Source organism: Scandinavium goeteborgense, from assembly GCF_003935895.2.
GTDB lineage: Bacteria > Pseudomonadota > Gammaproteobacteria > Enterobacterales > Enterobacteriaceae > Scandinavium > Scandinavium goeteborgense.
In genome coordinates this window covers 3,188,535-3,205,404 of record NZ_CP054058.1, presented here as the reverse complement: position 1 = coordinate 3,205,404, position 16,870 = coordinate 3,188,535, and the positions used below count along the sequence as shown (strand labels likewise).

Genomic DNA, 16,870 nt, shown 5'->3' with positions numbered 1-16,870 from the left:
ATTAATCTTCCAGATTAGGCTGTGGCGCATCTTCCGGAAGTTTGACGTGTACCTGGATGATACGGCGGCTGTCAGCCATCGCAACTTTGAACTGGTAACCATCAATGTCAATGGTTTCGCCGCGTGCAGGCAGGTGCCCGAACGCCTGCATCACCAGACCGCCGATGGTATCGACTTCATCATCGCTGAAGTGCGTGCCGTAGGCTTCGTTGAAGTCCTCGATAGAGGCCAGCGCGCGAACGGTCCAGGTGTGACGGCTCAGCTGACGGAAATCGATGTCATCTTCTTCATCGTATTCGTCTTCAATTTCGCCGACGATCAGTTCCAGGATGTCTTCGATGGTCACCAGACCCGAGACGCCGCCAAATTCGTCAATCACAATCGCCATGTGGTAGCGCTGAGAGCGGAACTCTTTCAGCATGCGGTCAACCCGCTTGCATTCCGGCACCACCACCGCCTGGCGTAACACCTTATCCATGCTGAAAGCTTCGGAATCGCTGCGCATAAACGGCAGCAGATCTTTCGCCATCAGAATCCCTTCGATGTGATCTTTATCTTCACTGATCACCGGGAAACGAGAGTGGGCGGACTCGATAATGACATCGAGACACTCGTCCAGCGTCTGGTTGCGTTTCAGGGTAATCATTTGAGAACGGGGGATCATGATGTCGCGGACGCGCTGGTCTGCTATATCCATTACCCCTTCGAGCATGTCACGCGTATCTTCATCGATAAGGTCGTTTTGCCCGGAATCACGGATCAGCGCCAGAAGTTCATCACGGTTTTTAGGTTCGCCGTGGAACAGTTGGCTCAGTAAGAGGGAGAAGAATCCCTTTTTGCTGGTTAAGGTGTCGCTACTGTGTGAGTTGTCGTCGCTCATGGCGTCGTATGGGGTCTCATGTTAATTGAATGATCACTGCCTGGCGTAAATTCAGCCTTAGGCGGCATAAAATGCCAGCGCGGCGGCTAGCCGCCGCACAGGTTACTCTTTCTCGGCAATGTACGGATCATCATAGTTCAGAGCAAGCATTATCTCTGTTTCCAGACTTTCCATCTCTTCCGCTTCTTCGTCTTCGATATGGTCGTAACCCAGCAGATGCAGACTGCCGTGAACCACCATATGCGCCCAGTGGGCTTCCAGCGGTTTGCCTTGTTCTTCAGCTTCGCGCTCAACCACCTGACGGCAAATAATGAGGTCGCCCAACAGTGGCAATTCAATGCCCGGCGGGGCTTCAAACGGGAAGGAGAGCACGTTGGTCGACTTATCTTTACCGCGATAGGTCAGGTTCAGCTCATGGCTTTCCGCCTCATCGACCAGACGAATGGTCACTTCCGACTCTGCCTGAAACGCCGGAATAGTGGCGTCCAGCCAGCGCTGGAAATGCGCTTCCTGCGGCAGACCGTTTTCGTTCTCGGTCGCGACCTGTAAATCCAGAATTACCGAACTCATTTGTGCTCTTGCTCCTGCGATGCCAGGGCTTCGCGTTTCCGCTCGGCGGCCTGCTCGGCTTTACGTTTTTGATCGGCTTCTTCCCACGCCTCATAGGCGTTAACGATACGGGCGACCACCGGGTGGCGCACCACGTCTTCGCTGTGGAAGAAGTTGAAGCTGATTTCGTCGACTCCCGCCAGCACTTCAACGGCGTGGCGCAGGCCAGATTTCATATTGCGCGGCAGGTCAATCTGGGTAACGTCGCCGGTGATCACCGCTTTCGAGTTAAAGCCGATACGGGTCAGGAACATCTTCATCTGTTCGATGGTGGTGTTCTGGCTTTCATCCAGGATGATGAACGCATCGTTGAGCGTACGCCCACGCATGTAGGCCAGCGGCGCAACTTCAATCACGTTGCGCTCAATCAGCTTCTCGACTTTTTCAAAGCCAAGCATCTCGAACAGCGCGTCATACAGCGGACGCAGATACGGGTCGACTTTCTGGCTGAGATCCCCTGGCAGGAAGCCGAGTTTTTCACCCGCTTCAACCGCCGGACGCGTCAGCAGAATGCGACGAATTTCCTGGCGCTCCAGCGCATCGACGGCTGCCGCGACGGCCAGATAGGTTTTACCTGTCCCCGCAGGGCCCACGCCGAAGGTGATATCGTGGTCAAGAATATTGGCGATGTACTGCGCCTGATTCGGCGTACGCGGTTTAATCACGCCACGCTTGGTCTTGATATTGATGGCTTTGCCGTAGTCCGGCACGCTGTCGGCGCTTTGCTCCAGCACGCGGGCTTCTTTGATAGCCAGGTGAATCTGTTCCGGTTCGATATCCTGAGTCTGGCCACGCATTGGGGCTGTATCGACATACAGGCTGCGCAGGATATCTGCCGCTGCGTTTACGCAGATGGCGCGTCCGGTGAGTTTGAAATGATTATCGCGGCGGTTGATTTCGATACCCAGTCGTCGCTCCAGATGTTTGATGTTGTCATCAAACGGGCCACAGAGGCTCAGCAGGCGGTCGTTGTCTGCTGGCTCGAGGGTGATTTCACGGGTTTCTGTATTCAAGCTGTTCCTCTTTTACCAGGCGCCACGTCGGGCGTTTTTGAACGTGTATACGGAAATTATTCACGCCAGTGATTAAAGGCGCAAGCACTGCATTGGATGTGGGGGCAGGGCAGGGAAATGCAAGGGCCTGCCCGACGGGGCAGGCCACGGGATCATGGCTGGAAAATACCGACGCCAAGATCGTTCTCTTTGCGGGTACGGGCAATCACGGATTCCGGAGATTCCACCACGCGCAGGCCCATTTCCGCTTCGGTGCGGATAAGCTTGCCTCGCAGGGAGTTTGTGTAGACGTCGACGATTTCCACATCAACGAATTTACCGACCATCTCCGGGGTGCCTTCGAAGTTCACCACGCGGTTGTTCTCAGTACGTCCGGTTAATTCCATGATGCTCTTACGGGAGGTGCCTTCCACCAGAATACGCTGGATGGTGCCAACCATACGACGACTCCAGGCCATGGCCTGCTGGTTGAGACGCTCCTGCAAGATATACAGACGCTGCTTTTTATCTTCATCCGAAACGTCATCGACCATATCTGCCGCAGGCGTGCCAGGACGCGCGGAGAAAATAAAGCTGTAGCTGACGTCCATATTCACATCGGCAATCAGCTTCATGGTCTTCTCGAAGTCTTCGTTAGTTTCACCCGGGAAACCGACGATGAAGTCAGAGCTTATTTGAATATCCGGGCGCGCGGCATACAGCTTGCGGATAATGGCTTTGTATTCCAGCGCGGTGTGCGTGCGGCCCATCAGGTTCAGCACGCGGTCGGAGCCGCTCTGAATCGGCAGGTGCAGGAAACTCACCAGTTCCGGCGTATCGCGGTACACGTCGATAATGTCGTCGGTGAATTCAATCGGATGGCTGGTGGTGAAACGAATGCGGTCGACGCCGTCGATAGCCGCCACCAGGCGCAGCAGTTCGGAAAATGAACCGATGCTGCCGTCGTAGTTCTCACCGCGCCAGGCGTTGACGTTCTGGCCCAGCAGATGAATTTCGCGCACACCCTGTGACGCCAGTTGGGCAACTTCAAACAGGATGTCGTCGCACGGACGGCTGACTTCTTCCCCGCGGGTGTAAGGCACCACGCAGTAGGTGCAGTATTTATTGCAGCCTTCCATGATCGACACGAACGCGGTCGGGCCATCGGCACGAGGTTCTGGCAGGCGGTCGAATTTTTCGATTTCCGGGAAGCTCACGTCAACGATCGGTTTGCGGCGATCGCGCATGCCGCGAATGGAGCTGATCATTTCTGGCAAACGGTGCAGCGTCTGCGGGCCAAAAATAATATCGACGTAGTGGGCGCGCTGGCGGATCAGTTTGCCTTCCTGTGATGCGACGCAGCCGCCAACGCCGATGATCACGTCCGGTCGTTTGGCTTTGATAAGTTTCCAGCGTCCCAGCTGGTGGAACACTTTTTCCTGCGCTTTCTCACGTATCGAGCAGGTGTTCAGCAGCAGCACATCGGCTTCTTCCGCGATGTCAGTCAGTTGATAGCCGTGAGTGGCATCCAGCAGATCGGCCATCTTTGATGAATCGTATTCGTTCATCTGACAGCCCCAGGTTTTAATATGGAGTTTTTTTGTCATCGACTTAGCTTTGCTCGAGGAAACGCAGGGCGCGTATTGTAATGCTTTGTGGCGAGTGTGACCAGTATGACCCACCCGGCGCCCAAAGGACAAAAAAATCCGGTAAACTTAAGGGATTGAGGTTTAAGGAAACGAGCCATGAGCAATCAACACACTGATGTCGCCGTCGTTGGCGGTGGGATGGTCGGGGGCGCGCTGGCGCTGGGGCTGGCACAGCTTGGATTCAGCGTAACCGTAATTGAACAGGCGGCACCGCCCGCGTTTGATGCCGCGAGCCAGCCGGATGTGCGGATCTCCGCCATCAGCGCGTCGTCGGTCGGTCTCCTGCGCGGGCTTGGCGTGTGGGAGGCGATTCAGGCCATGCGCACCCATCGTTATTGCCAGCTGGAAACCTGGGAATGGGAAAATGCGCACGTGGTGTTTAACGCCGCGGAGCTGAAACTGCCCGAGCTCGGTTATATGGTGGAGAACAACGTTTTACAGCTCGCCTTGTGGCAGGCGCTGGAGGCACATGACAATGTCAGATTGTGCATGCCGGCGTCGCTGGAAACGATGCTGTACGGCAGTGATGGCTACGTGCTGGGCTTTACCGACGGCAGCGAGTTGAAGGCAAAACTGGTGATTGGGGCCGACGGTGCGAATTCTCAGGTGCGCCAAATGGCCGGGATCGGCGTTCATGCCTGGCAGTATCCGCAGTCCTGCATGCTGATTACCGTGGAATGCGAAAACGAACCAGGCGACAGCACCTGGCAGCAGTTCACGCCCGCCGGGCCGCGCGCCTTCCTGCCGCTGTTCGACCGCTGGGCATCGCTGGTGTGGTACGACACCCCGGCGCGCATTCGCCAGCTACAGTCCCTGTCGATGGCGCAGCTTGAACAGGAAATTGTGCGTACTTTCCCGGCGCGTCTCGGGAAGATCAAGCCCGTTGCGGCAGGCGCATTCCCCCTCACGCGCCGTCACGCGTTACGTTATGTGCAGCCAGGGTTAGCGCTGGTGGGCGATGCGGCGCATACCATTCATCCACTGGCGGGGCAGGGCGTGAATCTTGGCTATCGTGACGTCGATGCGCTGCTGGACGTGCTGGAGAATGCCCGTAGTCAGGGCGAGGACTGGGCAAGTTTGCCGGTGCTTAAACGTTACCAGACGCGGCGGATGGCAGATAATTACCTGATGCAATCGGGCATGGATCTTTTCTATGCGAGCTTCAGTAATAATCTTGCGCCGCTAAGAATGCTGCGTAACGTCGGCTTAATGGCCGCCGAGCGCGCGGGCGTACTCAAACGACAGGCACTGAAATATGCATTAGGCTTGTAAGGGCAGGCGCGGTCGGATGGCCGCGCTTAACCATCACTCTGTGGAATGACAAAAACAAAAAAGCCCGCCGAAGCGAGCTTTTTTATTTTATTTGGCTGGGGTACGAGGATTCGAACCTCGGAATGCTGGTATCAGAAACCAGTGCCTTACCGCTTGGCGATACCCCAACTGAATTTTTGATGCTTAACGATGTTCACTGAAAAGTGGCTGGGGTGCAGGGATTCGAACCCCGGAATGCTGGTATCAGAAACCAGTGCCTTACCGCTTGGCGACACCCCATCAGGTGTTCTTTTCAGTTTTCGTACATCGTTTACTATATGGCTGGGGTGCAGGGATTCGAACCCCGGAATGCTGGTATCAGAAACCAGTGCCTTACCGCTTGGCGACACCCCAAGAATATGGTGGCTACGACGGGATTCGAACCTGTGACCCCATCATTATGAGTGATGTGCTCTAACCAACTGAGCTACGTAGCCTGAATTTTGTGTTGCCAGTGAGACTGGCTGGGGTACCTGGATTCGAACCAGGGAATGCTGGTATCAAAAACCAGTGCCTTACCGCTTGGCGATACCCCAATTGACTCACGCGAAAACGTTTAGTCTGGGAAAAAAATGGCTGGGGTACCTGGATTCGAACCAGGGAATGCCGGTATCAAAAACCGGTGCCTTACCGCTTGGCGATACCCCATCCGTGCAACGCTTATTGGGAATGGTGCGGGAGGCGAGACTTGAACTCGCACACCTTGCGGCGCCAGAACCTAAATCTGGTGCGTCTACCAATTTCGCCACTCCCGCTAAAAAAAAGATGGTGGCTACGACGGGATTCGAACCTGTGACCCCATCATTATGAGTGATGTGCTCTAACCAACTGAGCTACGTAGCCATCTTTTTCTCGCGTTACCTTATCGGCGTTGCGGGGCGCATTATGCGTAACGAGCCAATGAGCGTCAACTTCTTTTTCAAGGAAAATGGCTGGAATGTGACTGTTTGGTTAGGTTGCGAACAGCGAGGCGAATTTATCGGCAATAATTGATTATTACGTCTTTTTCTCCGTCGAATTATCGACCATAACGCAAAATGGGCCCCGAAGGGCCCATCGTTAAAAACGTGACGTTATTTATAGGCTGACTGATGCACGCCTACCGCACGGCCTGACGGATCGTTCATGTTTTTGAACGCCTCGTCCCATTCGATGGCCTTAGCGGAAGAGCAGGCAACGGATGGGCCACCCGGAACGCATTCTGCCGCACTTGGCAGTGGGAACAATTCTTCGAAGATCTCACGGTACAAATACGCTTCTTTGGACGACGGCGTGTTGTACGGGAAGCGGAAGCTCGCGGTTTCCAGCTGTTTGTCAGTAATCTGCTTCGCGGCCACTTCTTTCAGGCTATCAATCCAGCTGTAGCCTACGCCGTCGGAGAACTGCTCTTTCTGGCGCCATGCCACGCTTGCAGGCAGATAGGATTCAAAACATTCGCGCAGAACGTGTTTTTCCATTTTGCCGTTGCCGCACATTTTGTCCTGCGGGTTGATACGCATCGCTACGTCGAGGAACTTCTTGTCGAGGAACGGCACACGCGCTTCAACGCCCCAGGCGGACATCGCTTTGTTGGCACGCGCACAGTCAAACATGTGCAGCGCCTGCAGTTTACGCACGGTTTCTTCATGCAGTTCTTTCGCGTTCGGCGCTTTGTGGAAGTACAGGTAGCCGCCAAACACTTCGTCGGAACCTTCACCGGACAACACCATTTTGATGCCCATCGCTTTGATCTTACGTGACATCAAGTACATCGGCGTCGAAGCGCGGATGGTGGTGACGTCATAGGTTTCGATGTGATAAATCACGTCGCGGATGGCATCCAGACCTTCCTGCACGGTGAAGTGAATTTCATGGTGCACAGTGCCCAGATGGTTTGCCACTTCCTGCGCGGCTTTCAGATCCGGTGAACCGTCGAGGCCTACTGCGAAGGAGTGCAGCTGCGGCCACCAGGCTTCTGAGCGCTCCTGATCTTCTACGCGGCGGGCGGCAAATTTCTTGGTGATAGCAGAAATCACTGAAGAATCGAGACCGCCGGAGAGCAGCACGCCATAAGGCACGTCGGACATCAGGTGGCTTTTCACGGAATCTTCCAGCGCCTGACGCAGCTCGGCTTTGTCAGTGACGTTGTCTTTAACTGCGTCGTAATCGAACCAGTCACGCTGGTAATAAGGACGAATTTCACCGTCCTGGCTCCACAGGTAGCTGCCCGCTGGGAATTCTTTAATGGAGCGGCAAACAGGCACAAGCGCTTTCATTTCAGAGGCAATGTACAGGTTGCCGTGTTCGTCGTGGCCCATATACAGCGGGATGATCCCGATGTGATCGCGGCCAATCAGATATGCGTCTTTTTCGCTGTCATACAGCACAAAGGCGAACATGCCTTCCAGCTCGTCGAGGAATTCCGGGCCTTTTTCCTGATACAGCGCCAGGATGACTTCACAGTCGGAGCCGGTCTGGAACTGATAGCGGTCGCCGTATTCAGCGCGCAGCGCCTGATGGTTGTAGATTTCACCGTTCACGGCCAGCGCGTGGGTTTTCTTTTCGTTGTACAGCGGCTGGGCACCGGCATTGACGTCGACAATAGACAGACGTTCATGGGCCAGAATCGCTTTATCGCTGGCATAAACGCCTGACCAGTCCGGGCCGCGATGGCGCATCAGGCGAGACAGTTCCAGCGCTTTTTTACGCAGTTCGACCGCGTCCGTTTTGATATCCAGTACACCGAAAATAGAACACATAGCGACTTCTCCGTTAATTCTGTTGCGTGTTGTTGTGGCGTTGCATGACTTAAAAAATGCCGTAAAGCGGGCGAGTGCGCAAGAGAATTACCGGTGTTACAGAAAATAGTGCAATGAGGATTAGAGAATAGTGAAAAAGACGTAGTGAATTGCCATCATTATTGACGATTATGCAATTTATGGCGTTTTTTATTAGATGAGTGCGGGATTTGCAGCGGTGTGAAACAGAAAACCACGCCCTGGGACGTGGTTTTCATTCAGATTACGTCAATTTCGGCCACCGACGGATAAATCCACGACGGTCGGAACGGCATGCTGTCGATGTCATCCACGGTCGATACGCCAGAGAGCACCAGAATCGTTTCCAGACCGGCCTGGAAGCCCGCCAGAATGTCGGTGCGCAGGTTATCGCCGACGATAACCGTCTGCTCTGAATGGGCCTGCATTTTGTTGAGCGCAGCGCGGATGATCCACGGGCTTGGCTTTCCAACGTAAAACGGTTTGCGCCCGGAGATCTTCTCGATCCCAGCACACAATGCGCCACAGGCCGGATAGAATCCGCGGCCGTGGGTATCCGGGTTGGTCGCAATGAACCGCGCACCGTTTGCCACGAAGAAGGCGGCTTTATGCATCATTTCCCAGTTAAAGGAACGCGTCTCGCCCACGATAACAAAATCGGGATTCACATCGGTGATGGTAAACCCGGCTTTATACAGCTCGTGGATCAATGCGCCTTCGCCGACCACGTACGCTTTTTTACCTTCCTGACGACGCAGGAAATCGGCCGTTGCCATTGCTGAGGTATAAAAGACGCTGTCCGGCACGTCGACACCTGCGGTGGCGAAGCGGTTGGCCAGGTCCTGACCGGTTTGTGAAGGGTAGTTAGTCAGCAATACCAGCGGCATGCCTTTCTCCAGCACGCGGGTCAAAAACTCCGCAGCGCCAGGAACGGCGACGTTATCGTGCATCAGCACGCCGTCAATATCGCAAATGATGTTCTGAAGGGTCATGGACTGTCCGACGTCTAATTTAGGAAAGGCGTAATTATACACATTATCCCCCCGTCTGCCTGTGCAGCGGGAGGAGGGAGAGGGCGGTTAACCTTCCAGCAGACGCTGGAGCAGCATTCCGTTGAGCATCGAGCGTTTGACGAGCGCGAAGGCGCCAATTGCGGAGCGGTGATCCAGCTCAGATTTCACTACCGGCAGGTTGTGGCGGAAGGCTTTCAGCGCCTGAGTATTAATGCAGCCTTCAATCGCAGGCAGCAGGATTTTTTCCGCGTCGGTAATTTCACCGGCGATCACCACTTTCTGCGGGTTAAACAGGTTAATGGCGATGGCGATGGTTTTGCCCAGATGGCGACCCACCTGTTCAATCACTTCGCTGGCCAGCGCATCGCCTTTATTCGCGGCTTTGCAGATAGCTTTAATGGAACAATCATCCAGCGAGACTTTGCTCTGATAGCCTTTTTCCAACAGCAGGCGCACCCGCTGTTCGATGGCGGCGTTAGCGGCAACGGTTTCGAGACAGCCAAAGTTGCCGCAGTGACAGCGCTCGCCCAGCGGGTCGACCTGAATATGACCAATCTCACCGACGTTGCCATTACGACCGATAAAAATGCGGCCGTTGGAGATGATTCCGGCGCCAGTTCCGCGGTGGACGCGCACCAGAATAGAGTCATCGCAGTCGTGCGTCGCACCAAAGTAGTGCTCTGCGAGGGCTAAACTGCGGATATCGTGGCCGACAAAGCAGGTCACTTTGAAGCGTTTTTCCAGCGCGCCGACCAGACCCCAGTTTTCGACCTGAATATGCGGCATGTAGCGGATAACGCCGCTTTCCGGATCGACCAGTCCCGGCAGAATAACCGAGATAGCGATCAGCTCGCGGATTTTGCGCTGGCTGTTTTCAATAAAGGTAGCGATGGTGTTGAGCAGCGCGTGCTCCAGGGTTTCCTGGGTGCGCTCCGGCAGCGGGTAGTGCTCTTCGGCGATGACTTTACTGCTCAGATCGTAGAGCGTGAGGGTGGTGTCATGACGCCCAAGGCGCACGCCGATAGCATGAAAATTGCGGGTCTCAGTGATTATCGAAATAGCGCGGCGGCCCCCGGTGGAGGCCTGCTGATCGACTTCTTTGATCAAGCCGCGTTCGATTAACTGACGCGTGATTTTGGTCACGCTGGCGGGAGCAAGCTGGCTCTGTTCGGCAATTTGAATGCGCGAGATAGGACCATGCTGATCAATCAGGCGGTAAACGGCCGCGCTGTTAAGTTGTTTAACGAGGTCAACATTACCAATTTGAGCGTGTCCGCCTGATGTCATACTTTACTTACTCGGCAACGACCTCGTTACCATTAACGATGGTCTTAGTGATTTTATAATCGCGAGTGAACGCGGTCAGGTTGGCTACCATGCCTGGTGCGAGGCTTCCCAGCTGTTTGTCCACGCCGATAGCGCGTGCCGGGTAAAGGGTTGCCATACGCAGCACTTCATCCAGCGCGATACCACAGTGTTCTACCAGGTTACGCACGCCTTCGATCATGGTCAATGCTGAACCGCTTAACGTGCCGTTCTCATCCACACACAGTCCATCCCGGTAGTATATTGTTTTACCAGCAAAAATGAACTCATCAATGTGTGCACCTGCCGGCGCGGTGGCGTCGGTGACCAGACACAGCTTGTCGCCTTTCAGGCGTTTGGCGTTACGTACGTTAGCGAAATCAACGTGCAGACCGTCAACGATGATGCCGCAATAAACGTCAGCTTCATCGAAAATCGCGCCCGCCAGGCCTGGCTCGCGCCCGGTGATGTAAGGCATCGCGTTATATAAATGCGTGGCGAAGGTGATCCCGGCGCGGAAACCAACTTTGGCTTCTTTCAGCGTGGCGTTGGAGTGACCAGCCGAGACGACAATTCCGGCGTCAACCAGACGAGTGATCACCTCGGCAGGCACCATTTCTGGGGCCAGGGTGACTTTGGTAATCACATCGGCGTTGGCACACAGGAAATCGACCAGCTCATGGTCAGGCGTACGCACGAAATCAGGATTGTGCGTGCCTTTCTTGACGATGTTCAGCCATGGCCCTTCCAGGTGCAGACCCAGCGCCTGATTCGGGTATTTCGCCAGGTATTCACGCATCACGCGGATACCTTGCTTCATTAATTCATCGCTGGAGGTAATCAGCGTGGGCAGATAGCTGGTGCAGCCTGATTTCTCGTTGGCTTTCTGCATGATTTCCAGCGTTTCAACGGTCACCGCGTCTGGGCTGTCGTTGAACTGCACGCCGCCACAGCCGTTCAGCTGGACGTCGATAAAACCGGGAGCAAGAATGGCGCCATTTAACGAGCGTTGCTCAATCCCGGACGGCAAATCGGCCTGTGGGCAGATACGTTCAATCAGGCCATTGGCGATAACCATTGCATGGTCATCCAGAATTTCGTGGCCGGTATAAATTCGGCCATGGGTTAATGCATACATACGACCCCCGGTGTCAAAAATGCATCCGCCCCTCCGAAGAGGGACGGGGATTCAATTACAGACCTTTAATATTTTCGGCTTCTAATTCGTTGAAGTACTTCAGTGTCTTCACTTTCAGTTCCATGGTGGACGGCTCGTCACACACCATTACCGCTTTCGGGTGCAGCTGCAGACAGCTGATGGTCCACATGTGGTTCACGTTGCCTTCCACAGCCGCTTGCAGCGCCTGCGCTTTCTGATGGCCCAGCACCAGAATCATCACTTCTTCAGCGTCAAGCAGCGTACCCACGCCCACGGTCAGTGCGTATTTTGGTACCTGAGTCACATCACCGTCGAAGAAACGGGAGTTTGCCACGCGGGTGTCATGGGTCAGGGTTTTAATACGGGTACGTGAAGAGAGGGAAGAAGCCGGTTCGTTAAATGCGATGTGGCCATCGTTGCCTACGCCACCCATGAACAGGTTAATTTTGCCGTAAGAGCGGATTTTTTCTTCATACTGACGACATTCTGCATCGATATCTGGCGCATTACCATCAAGCAGGTTAATGTTTTCCGCCGGAATATCAACGTGATCGAAGAAATTGCGGTGCATGAAGCTGTGATAGCTTTCCGGGTGCTCTTTTGCCAGGCCAACATATTCATCCATGTTGAAAGTCACAACGTGTTTGAAGCTAACCTGGCCCGCTTTGTGCATCTCTACCAGAGCTTTATAAGCGGTAAGCGGTGTACCACCAGTTGGCAGACCTAAAACAAAAGGACGGTCCGCGGTGGGTTTGAACGCATTGATGCGGTTGACGATATGACGGGCGGCCCATTTGCCTACTTGTTCTGCTGTCGCCAGGGGAATCAGTCTCATTGTTCACCTCAATAGTTAATATAAATGTTGGCGGATTGCTACCGTATCTCTTAAGAGTAACCTGGTTTGGCAACGAAAGGCGGCAATCCGTCCTGATTTTTCGAATGATAAAATAAGTTTTCACTGTTAGCCAGTCTGAAGAGGGGGTGAAGACGATATTTGGTGATAAAAGTCACAAAAAAGGTGCTTTTAATTTGCGAGGCGAATTAATTTTCCACACACTCTTAGTGCTAGTGATACATCGCTGTGCTTTAAGATAGTCACACTATAAAAATATACGGCTTTAACTAAGTCGGCTCGGGGTCTCATAGGGGGAATAAAAGTGAGTGTTCTAGGTTATTTACAAAAAGTTGGCCGCGCACTGATGGTGCCAGTGGCCACGCTGCCTGCCGCAGCCATCCTGATGGGTGTCGGCTACTGGATTGACCCGGTGGGCTGGGGTGGATCTAACGCACTGGCCGCGTTCTTCATTAAATCGGGCTCCGCTATCATCGACAACATGTCCGTGTTGTTTGCGATTGGTGTGGCTTATGGTATGTCGAAAGATAAAGACGGTGCAGCAGCACTGACCGGCTTTGTCGGTTTCCTCGTTTTAACTACCCTCTGCTCTCCAGCAGCGGTGTCGATGATCCAACAAATTCCACTGGAACAGGTTCCAGCGGCGTTTGGTAAGATCAGCAACCAGTTCGTCGGTATCCTCGTCGGTATCATCTCTGCGGAACTGTACAACCGCTTCAGCAGCGTAGAGCTGCCAAAAGCGCTGTCGTTCTTCAGCGGTCGCCGTCTGGTGCCAATCCTGACCTCCTTCGTCATGATCGCGGTCGCTTTCGTTCTGATGTATGTCTGGCCGGTTATCTTCGACGGCCTGGTGGCATTCGGTGAACACATCCAGAAACTGGGTTCTGTCGGTGCGGGCGTGTACGCATTCTTCAACCGTCTGCTGATTCCGGTGGGTCTGCACCACGCGCTGAACTCCGTATTCTGGTTTGACGTTGCCGGTATTAATGACATTCCTAACTTCCTTGGCGGCGCGCAGTCTATCGAAGCCGGTAAAGCGGTTGTGGGCATCACGGGTCGTTATCAGGCGGGCTTCTTCCCGATTATGATGTTCGGTCTGCCGGGTGCGGCATTGGCGATTTACCACTGTGCACGTCCGGAAAACAAAGCCAAAGTGCTGGGTATCATGATGGCGGGCGCATTTGCGGCCTTCTTCACCGGTATCACCGAGCCTCTGGAATTCTCCTTCATGTTCGTGGCGCCGGTTCTGTACTTCATCCACGCTGTGCTGACCGGTATCTCCGTGTTCATCGCTGCCAGCATGCACTGGATTGCGGGCTTCGGCTTCAGTGCCGGTCTGGTGGATATGGTGCTGTCCTCGCGTAACCCGCTGGCGACACACTGGTGGATGCTGATCCCTCAGGGTCTGGTGTTCTTTGTTATCTACTACGTGGTGTTCCGCTTCACTATCCTCAAATTCAACCTGATGACACCGGGTCGCGAACTGGCTGTTGCCGGCAGCGAAGCCGATGGCCAGGACGTGAATGTGAGCAGTGACAAAGAGCAGGACGCAACTGAACTGGCTCGCCAGTACATTGCAGCCGTTGGCGGCTCAGACAACCTGACCGGGATTGATGCGTGTATCACCCGTCTGCGTCTGAACGTGAAAGACTCCTCTCTGGTCAACGAAGCGCTGGCGAAACGCCTTGGTGCTTCGGGTGTGATTCGTCTGAACAAAACCAGCGTGCAGATTATCGTTGGCTTCGTGGCAGAAAAAATCGCTAACGCGATGAAAACCACCGGCCCGGTAGCGGCAGCAGAAGCCGCTCCAGTTGCAGCAGCGGCAACTGCTACGGCAAAACCGCAGGCTGTGCCAAACGCAGCAACTATCGCCACGCTGGTTTCTCCAGTGACCGGTGATGTGGTTGCCCTGGAGCAGGTTCCTGATGAAGCCTTCGCCAGCAAAGCTGTCGGTGACGGCGTGGCGGTGAAACCAACCGAAAAAACGGTCGTTTCTCCAGCGGCAGGCACCGTCGTTAAAATCTTCAACACTAATCATGCGTTCTGTCTCGAAACCGAGAACGGCGCGGAAATCGTTGTCCACATGGGTATCGATACCGTTGCGCTGAACGGCCAGGGCTTCACTCGCCTGGTAGAAGAGGGTGCCGAAGTAGTTGCAGGTCAGCCGGTCCTGGAAATGGATCTGGACTACCTGAACGCCAATGCACGCTCGATGATAAGCCCAGTGGTTTGCAGCAACATCGACGATTTCAGCGGCCTGGTTATCAAGGCGCAGGGTCAGGTTGTTGCAGGCGTAACACCGCTGTATGAGATTAAAGGCAAGTAATCGTTCCTGAGTAAATCTTAAGTGCCTTAGCGGCGGGGGAATATCCTCCGCCGCTTTTTTATGGGGCAAGACAACCCAGATCAACAGCTAACCGCGCTTTTTCTCTAAGTAAGGGTTGTCTCCGCACGCAGCTTATAAGATCATACGCCGTTATATGATGTTTACGCCTTGAGGAACCCGCGATGAGTGAGGCAGAAGCCCGCCCGACTAACTTTATTCGCCAGATTATTGATGAAGATCTGGCAAGTGGTAAGCACACGACCGTTCATACCCGTTTTCCGCCTGAGCCGAACGGGTATTTGCATATCGGTCATGCAAAATCTATCTGCCTGAACTTCGGCATTGCTCAGGATTACCAGGGCCAATGCAACCTGCGTTTCGATGACACCAACCCGGTGAAAGAAGACATCGAATACGTTGAGTCCATCAAGCAAGACGTTGAGTGGTTAGGTTTCCACTGGTCCGGCGAGATTTGCTACTCCTCTGACTACTTCGATAAGCTGCATCAGTATGCGATTGAGCTTATCAACAAAGGTCTGGCGTATGTGGACGAACTCTCCGCAGATGAAATCCGTGAATATCGCGGCACGCTGACGCAGCCGGGCAAAAACAGCCCGCACCGCGATCGCAGCGTGGAAGAGAACCTGGCGTTGTTTGAAAAAATGCGTGCGGGTGGCTTCGAAGAAGGTAAAGCCTGTCTGCGTGCCAAAATCGACATGGCGTCTCCGTTCATCGTGATGCGTGATCCGGTGCTGTATCGCATCAAATTTGCCGATCACCACCAGACCGGCAGCAAGTGGTGCATCTACCCGATGTACGACTTCACCCACTGCATCAGCGATGCGCTGGAAGGCATTACGCACTCACTGTGTACGCTGGAATTCCAGGACAACCGTCGTCTGTATGACTGGGTGCTCGACAACATTTCCATCCCGGTTCATCCACGTCAGTACGAGTTCTCTCGCCTGAATCTGGAATACACCGTGATGTCCAAGCGTAAGCTGAACCTGCTGGTCACAGACAAGCACGTGGAAGCCTGGGATGACCCGCGTATGCCGACCATCTCCGGCCTGCGTCGTCGTGGTTACACCGCCGCATCTATCCGCGAGTTCTGCAAACGCATTGGCGTGACCAAACAGGACAACACCATTGAAATCGCTTCTCTGGAATCCTGCATTCGTGAAGATCTGAATGAAAACGCGCCGCGTGCGATGGCAGTTATCGATCCAGTTAAACTGGTTATCGAAAACTACCCGCAGGGCGAAAGCGAAATCGTCACCATGCCGAACCACCCGAGCAAACCAGAAATGGGCAGCCGTGAAGTGCCGTTCAGCGGTGAGATCTGGATCGATCGTGCTGATTTCCGCGAAGAAGCGAACAAACAGTACAAGCGTCTGGTGATGGGTAAAGAAGTGCGTCTGCGTAATGCTTACGTCATCAAAGCAGAACGCGTAGAGAAAGATGCTGAAGGCAACATCACCACCATCTTCTGTACTTACGATGCGGAAACCCTGAGCAAAGATCCGGCTGACGGCCGTAAAGTGAAAGGCGTTATCCACTGGGTAAGCGCACAGCACGCGCTGGCAGTTGAAATTCGCCTGTACGATCGTCTGTTCAGCGTGCCAAACCCGGGCGCGGCGGAAGATTTCCTGTCCGTCATTAACCAGGAATCACTGGTTATTAAGCAGGGCTATGCTGAGCCGTCGCTGAAAGCCGCGGAAGCGGGTAAAGCGCACCAGTTCGAACGTGAAGGTTATTTCTGCCTCGACAGCCGCTACAGCACCGCAGAGAAGCTGGTCTTTAACCGTACCGTTGGCCTGCGTGATACCTGGGCAAAAGCAGGCGAATAAGTTTCGCCGCAGCTGAAAATAAAAAGCGTCGCGCAATGCGGCGCTTTTTTTATGTCATTTTTGTGATGCGAAATAATATCATTTTCTTTAATGAAACAACGTCTCGGCCTTGTTACATTTTTCTCAGCCATTTTTCCCTTCGTATTTTGAAACCCCTGCCATTAGCG

12 protein-coding genes and 8 tRNA genes are annotated in these 16,870 nt (G+C 54.0%); 3 read left to right on the top strand and 17 right to left on the bottom strand.

Features of this window, described 5'->3' with window-relative positions:
* Window position 1: 1 nt before the first annotated feature.
* The 4 genes from corC to miaB all read right to left on the bottom strand — a co-directional run bounded on the left by corC (window position 2) and on the right by miaB (window position 4,088).
* Window positions 2-880 carry a CNNM family magnesium/cobalt transport protein CorC gene (corC, locus tag A8O29_RS16285; protein WP_125355273.1) on the bottom strand — a complete coding sequence of 293 codons (879 nt, stop codon included), beginning with the start codon at window positions 878-880 and terminating at the stop codon, window positions 2-4.
* A 102-nt stretch (window positions 881-982) separates the two neighbouring features.
* Window positions 983-1,450, bottom strand: coding sequence for an rRNA maturation RNase YbeY (gene ybeY, locus A8O29_RS16280; protein ID WP_125355274.1), 468 nt, complete (start codon window positions 1,448-1,450; stop codon window positions 983-985).
* The gene (locus A8O29_RS16275; protein ID WP_125355275.1) at window positions 1,447-2,502 is read right to left on the bottom strand and encodes a PhoH family protein; all 1,056 of its coding nucleotides are present in this window, start codon (window positions 2,500-2,502) and stop codon (window positions 1,447-1,449) included. Before A8O29_RS16275 ends, ybeY begins: the two co-directional genes overlap by 4 nt.
* 152 nt (window positions 2,503-2,654) lie before the next feature.
* A complete protein-coding gene (miaB, locus tag A8O29_RS16270) occupies window positions 2,655-4,088 on the bottom strand; it encodes a tRNA (N6-isopentenyl adenosine(37)-C2)-methylthiotransferase MiaB (RefSeq protein ID WP_125355276.1) in 1,434 nt (477 codons plus the stop codon).
* A gap of 138 nt (window positions 4,089-4,226) precedes the next feature.
* Here miaB and ubiF point away from each other — a divergent pair, with 138 nt between their 5' ends.
* Window positions 4,227-5,402: a 3-demethoxyubiquinol 3-hydroxylase gene (gene ubiF, locus A8O29_RS16265; protein ID WP_125355277.1), complete on the top strand. Its 1,176-nt coding sequence runs from the start codon at window positions 4,227-4,229 to the stop codon at window positions 5,400-5,402.
* 92 nt (window positions 5,403-5,494) lie between these two features.
* Here ubiF and A8O29_RS16260 read toward each other — a convergent pair.
* From A8O29_RS16260 to nagB, 13 genes are all read right to left on the bottom strand, one after another.
* Window positions 5,495-5,569: transfer RNA gene (locus tag A8O29_RS16260), tRNA-Gln, on the bottom strand.
* Between the two features lie 37 nt (window positions 5,570-5,606).
* A tRNA-Gln gene (locus A8O29_RS16255) sits at window positions 5,607-5,681 on the bottom strand.
* 39 nt (window positions 5,682-5,720) lie between these two features.
* A tRNA-Gln gene (locus tag A8O29_RS16250) sits at window positions 5,721-5,795 on the bottom strand.
* A gap of 6 nt (window positions 5,796-5,801) precedes the next feature.
* Window positions 5,802-5,878 (bottom strand) — tRNA-Met (locus tag A8O29_RS16245).
* Window positions 5,879-5,902: 24 nt separating this feature from the next.
* Window positions 5,903-5,977 (bottom strand) — tRNA-Gln (locus A8O29_RS16240).
* A 37-nt stretch (window positions 5,978-6,014) separates the two neighbouring features.
* Window positions 6,015-6,089, bottom strand: a tRNA-Gln gene (locus tag A8O29_RS16235).
* Between the two features lie 22 nt (window positions 6,090-6,111).
* Window positions 6,112-6,196 (bottom strand) — tRNA-Leu (locus tag A8O29_RS16230).
* Window positions 6,197-6,207: 11 nt separating this feature from the next.
* Window positions 6,208-6,284, bottom strand: a tRNA-Met gene (locus A8O29_RS16225).
* A 230-nt stretch (window positions 6,285-6,514) separates the two neighbouring features.
* Window positions 6,515-8,179, bottom strand: a complete 1,665-nt coding sequence (gene asnB / locus A8O29_RS16220; protein ID WP_125352601.1) for an asparagine synthase B — start codon at window positions 8,177-8,179, stop codon at window positions 6,515-6,517.
* A 257-nt stretch (window positions 8,180-8,436) separates the two neighbouring features.
* The gene (gene nagD, locus A8O29_RS16215) at window positions 8,437-9,189 is read right to left on the bottom strand and encodes a ribonucleotide monophosphatase NagD (RefSeq protein ID WP_110510123.1); all 753 of its coding nucleotides are present in this window, start codon (window positions 9,187-9,189) and stop codon (window positions 8,437-8,439) included.
* Window positions 9,190-9,276: 87 nt separating this feature from the next.
* The gene (nagC, locus tag A8O29_RS16210; protein ID WP_125352603.1) at window positions 9,277-10,497 is read right to left on the bottom strand and encodes a DNA-binding transcriptional regulator NagC; all 1,221 of its coding nucleotides are present in this window, start codon (window positions 10,495-10,497) and stop codon (window positions 9,277-9,279) included.
* A gap of 7 nt (window positions 10,498-10,504) precedes the next feature.
* Window positions 10,505-11,653, bottom strand: coding sequence for an N-acetylglucosamine-6-phosphate deacetylase (gene nagA / locus A8O29_RS16205; protein ID WP_125352605.1), 1,149 nt, complete (start codon window positions 11,651-11,653; stop codon window positions 10,505-10,507).
* A gap of 55 nt (window positions 11,654-11,708) precedes the next feature.
* Window positions 11,709-12,509, bottom strand: coding sequence for a glucosamine-6-phosphate deaminase (gene nagB, locus A8O29_RS16200; protein ID WP_097164779.1), 801 nt, complete (start codon window positions 12,507-12,509; stop codon window positions 11,709-11,711).
* A 322-nt stretch (window positions 12,510-12,831) separates the two neighbouring features.
* Between nagB and nagE the strand changes: the two genes are divergently transcribed.
* Together nagE and glnS are read left to right on the top strand one after the other, a co-directional pair.
* Window positions 12,832-14,853, top strand: coding sequence for an N-acetylglucosamine-specific PTS transporter subunit IIBC (nagE, locus tag A8O29_RS16195; protein WP_125352607.1), 2,022 nt, complete (start codon window positions 12,832-12,834; stop codon window positions 14,851-14,853).
* Window positions 14,854-15,035: 182 nt separating this feature from the next.
* A complete protein-coding gene (gene glnS, locus A8O29_RS16190; RefSeq protein WP_125352609.1) occupies window positions 15,036-16,703 on the top strand; it encodes a glutamine--tRNA ligase in 1,668 nt (555 codons plus the stop codon).
* Window positions 16,704-16,870: the final 167 nt, after the last annotated feature.

Coding starts and splice junctions, on each gene's coding strand:
- corC (WP_125355273.1), bottom strand. CDS start 880: ATGAGCGACGACAACTCACACAGTAGCGACACCTTAACCAGCAAAAAG.
- nagC (WP_125352603.1), bottom strand. CDS start 10,497: ATGACATCAGGCGGACACGCTCAAATTGGTAATGTTGACCTCGTTAAA.
- nagD (WP_110510123.1), bottom strand. CDS start 9,189: ATGACCCTTCAGAACATCATTTGCGATATTGACGGCGTGCTGATGCAC.
- glnS (WP_125352609.1), top strand. CDS start 15,036: ATGAGTGAGGCAGAAGCCCGCCCGACTAACTTTATTCGCCAGATTATT.
- nagB (WP_097164779.1), bottom strand. CDS start 12,509: ATGAGACTGATTCCCCTGGCGACAGCAGAACAAGTAGGCAAATGGGCC.
- ybeY (WP_125355274.1), bottom strand. CDS start 1,450: ATGAGTTCGGTAATTCTGGATTTACAGGTCGCGACCGAGAACGAAAAC.
- nagA (WP_125352605.1), bottom strand. CDS start 11,653: ATGTATGCATTAACCCATGGCCGAATTTATACCGGCCACGAAATTCTG.
- ubiF (WP_125355277.1), top strand. CDS start 4,227: ATGAGCAATCAACACACTGATGTCGCCGTCGTTGGCGGTGGGATGGTC.
- asnB (WP_125352601.1), bottom strand. CDS start 8,179: ATGTGTTCTATTTTCGGTGTACTGGATATCAAAACGGACGCGGTCGAA.
- miaB (WP_125355276.1), bottom strand. CDS start 4,088: ATGACAAAAAAACTCCATATTAAAACCTGGGGCTGTCAGATGAACGAA.